Source organism: Eisenbergiella porci (genome assembly GCF_009696275.1).
In the GTDB taxonomy this organism is placed as follows: domain Bacteria; phylum Bacillota; class Clostridia; order Lachnospirales; family Lachnospiraceae; genus Eisenbergiella; species Eisenbergiella porci.
The window spans coordinates 1-2,958 of record NZ_VUMI01000126.1 but is presented as its reverse complement, the minus strand read 5'-3'; the positions used below and the strand labels follow the sequence as shown (position 1 = coordinate 2,958).

General features: G+C 42.6%; 4 protein-coding genes. 2 read left to right on the top strand and 2 right to left on the bottom strand.

What is annotated here, in order from left to right; genetic code table 11:
* The first annotated feature begins 150 nt into the window (after positions 1–150).
* Positions 151–756, top strand: coding sequence for a response regulator transcription factor (locus tag FYJ45_RS29070; RefSeq protein ID WP_154468407.1), 606 nt, complete (start codon positions 151–153; stop codon positions 754–756).
* Positions 757–817: 61 nt separating this feature from the next.
* On the opposite strand, the gene FYJ45_RS29065 is transcribed toward FYJ45_RS29070, so the two are convergent.
* Positions 818–1,219 (bottom strand): winged helix-turn-helix domain-containing protein, encoded by a 402-nt coding sequence (locus FYJ45_RS29065; protein ID WP_154468408.1) that lies wholly within the window; start codon positions 1,217–1,219, stop codon positions 818–820.
* A 218-nt stretch (positions 1,220–1,437) separates the two neighbouring features.
* Between FYJ45_RS29065 and FYJ45_RS29060 the strand changes: the two genes are divergently transcribed.
* Entirely contained in the window at positions 1,438–1,659 is a 222-nt protein-coding gene (locus FYJ45_RS29060; protein ID WP_154468406.1) for a DUF6619 domain-containing protein, read from the top strand.
* On the opposite strand, the gene FYJ45_RS29055 is transcribed toward FYJ45_RS29060, so the two are convergent.
* A complete protein-coding gene (locus tag FYJ45_RS29055) occupies positions 1,654–2,823 on the bottom strand; it encodes a sensor histidine kinase (RefSeq protein ID WP_154468405.1) in 1,170 nt (389 codons plus the stop codon). The two genes, FYJ45_RS29060 and FYJ45_RS29055, sit on opposite strands and share 6 nt — an antisense overlap.
* Positions 2,824–2,958 lie beyond the last annotated feature (135 nt).

The following is a 2,958-nucleotide window of genomic DNA, read 5'->3' as shown; positions in this document are numbered from 1 at the left end:
TTTCGTATAAGGTTGTTTTGGCGAGTGACATTATACCATAAAAGGGAGGTCAATGCTCTTTTTATTGCAAACTCCCATAAAATCAAGGTTTAACAATAAAAAACGGTAGTGAAACTTGACACTACCTGCCCATGAACGGAGGTGATTCCTATGAAAGTTTTATTAGTCGATGACCATGCTCTTTTCGCAAAGAGCCTTTCCATCGCCTTGTGCGATTTCCCGGAAATTGAACAGTTCTCCAGCACAAAAGATATTCATAATCTGGAAGAACTGATTGCCGAAGAACTGCCGGATATTCTGTTGATTGACATTAACTTAGGCAGGCTGGCAGACGAGGACGGGCTAATGCTCACACAGCATTTATTAAAACACTTCCCAAAACAAAAAATCATCATTCTCTCTGGCTATAATCTTCCTGTCTATCGCAAAGAGGCGAAGCGGATTGGGGCAAAAGGATTTGTAAGCAAAGACATAGAACCAGACGAGCTTCTTCGTATTTTGCTTATGGTTAAAGAGGGGGCAACACACTTCCCACGAGAGGAAGTTTTTGTGGAGGATCTGACAGAAGGCGAAAAGAAAGTCCTTGAGTTGGTTGCCACAGGCGCCAAACGAAAAGAAATCGCTGAACAGCTTTTTATCAGTGAAAGAACCGTATCAAACCACTTACAGCATATTTTTGAAAAACTACAAGTAACCTCTGCATTAGAAGCTATAACGAAAGCAATACAATTAGGGTATCTGTCACCATTAAACTAACTTATAACAAGAAGCCGACTTTAGTTGCCGTCGTCGCAACTGAAGTCGGCTTCTTTCCTTGTTATTCTACAAACCGATATCCAACACCCCAGACGGTTTCAATGCACGCCTTACCGGTCAATTCCAACAGAGTCTTCCGCAGCTCGCTGATGTGATACCGGATCGTTTCGTTGACCTGAATCGGCTCTGCGCCCTCCCAGACCATCGAATAGATTTGGGATTTCTGAAAGGTCCTGCCGGGGTTTCGTGCCAGCAGGTAAAGAATCTGAAACTGCTGGCGACCCAATGTGTAACTGGTACCTCCCTGTTCAATCCGAGACTCCAGTGGGTGCAGGCTCAGAGTACCAATCTTCAGCAGAGGCTCCATGGGGAGTTCTACCTGCTGGTATTCCAATGCCCCCAGGCTGTCAATGAGCCGCCTGAGTAAAGCTTCTTCCGAATCTTTGAAAGTCAGAATCATCATTTTCCCCACGGTTTCACCTCCTCGTAAAATCACTATCTTTTCGCAGTACAATTGGCAAGTTATTTTATGGGATACTGTTCGACAGTATTGAAAAACAAAGTAATCAAAAATCTGTGAAATAATGAATTACTAACGCTCGTCATCTATCACGGATATTTTGTAGTTCGCCATATGAATAGGCCCTCAAAAGATGTTCAAAACTAAGAAGGAGAACCTTTATGAAACGAAAAATAGCATTGATACTTGTTTCACTTTTAGTAATCTGTTTATCCGGATGTGGCAAAACAGACATTCTAAATCAATATGATATGGATGGAATTGAGTATATCGCATACACCGACATTGATACTGTTTGCGAGAACCAAGAACTATCTAAGTCTGGAGCAGATTTCTTATCTTCAATGGAAAAATATTTGTTGTTATCGTATGTTTGTCTATAACTCAAAAACTATGCAGCTTCCTTCAGAACTGCTATTCTTAACATATGCCTTACCACCGTGAAGGTTTGCGATGGTACGCACCATGGCAAGACCTATCCCAGCGCCGCCTAGTGTACGAGAGCGGGATTTATCTACGCGATAGAATGCATCAAAAATGGTCTCCCAATCATCTTTCGGGATTCCTATACCGGTATCTGTAATACAAATGCTAACGCCGGAAGCCGTCTTATTCAGTGACATGGTAACTGTACCATCTGGGCGGTTGTACTTGATGGCATTTTCGGCCAAATTAAAGATTGCACGATATATTAATGTTTCATTTCCCATGATTACCGGGATGGAGACGGTATCGTCGTACGTGCAGCTATCATCAAGAACCAGTGTTACACCTCGATCACTTGCCAGAGACTGAAGATCACACATAATTTCCTCCATCAGAGGGGGGAGGCAGATAGAATCCGTAAGCGCAGCTGTTTCCAGAGTTGTCAGTTCCAATAACTCATTTACAATGTGAGATAATCGTTCAATTTGCTGGGCCAGCGAATCAAGCACCGGTTCAAATTCATCCGGGTTATGGGCTGCATTTTTTTGGAAAACCTCAACCTTGGCTTGCATGACAGCAAGGGGCGTCCGTAACTCATGCGCGACATTTGCGGAAAACTGCTTTTGTGTTGAAAATGAGTGCTCTAATCGAAGGAGCATGTCGGCAAACGTGTGATAAAGTCTGGCAAGTTCAGCAGGAAGTTTCTCCGATTCTAATTCAACTGGTGCAGACAGATTTTGCGCTTGTGTCTGTTCCATGCAGGCAGTCAGTTTTTTTAAGTGACGAAGAGTGTGTCCCGTGATGAAATAGGTTAAAACACTACTTGCCAGGATAATTCCAAGCATGGCAGCAAAGCTTTCAAAACGAAAGCTTTGTTTTTTCGTCTGAAGTTGGTTCTCATAATCCGGAATGACCTCTATTTTTTCAATCACCGCATCTTCCGGAAGTTCAGCGTTGTCAATTTGAACGAGGAAATCGCCAATCTCGTTCATCTTCTTGTTTGCAGAGAATCCTAGTAAGATTGTGAGGCAAAGGCAGGCAAGTGCAGTCACAGCGGCTGCCATCAATGTAAGACGCCATTGCAGTGATAAGGAAGAATGCTTGGTATGTGTTATGCTCATACTGTATTTTCCTCCCTATTTAGTCAAGTGTTTTTTCCTTATTTTTCAAGAAATTTTTAATTTCATATCTCAGATAAATGAGCCAAGAGGATGGACATTTCTCTGTATCTGGTACGAAAATAGAGGGTTTTGGGT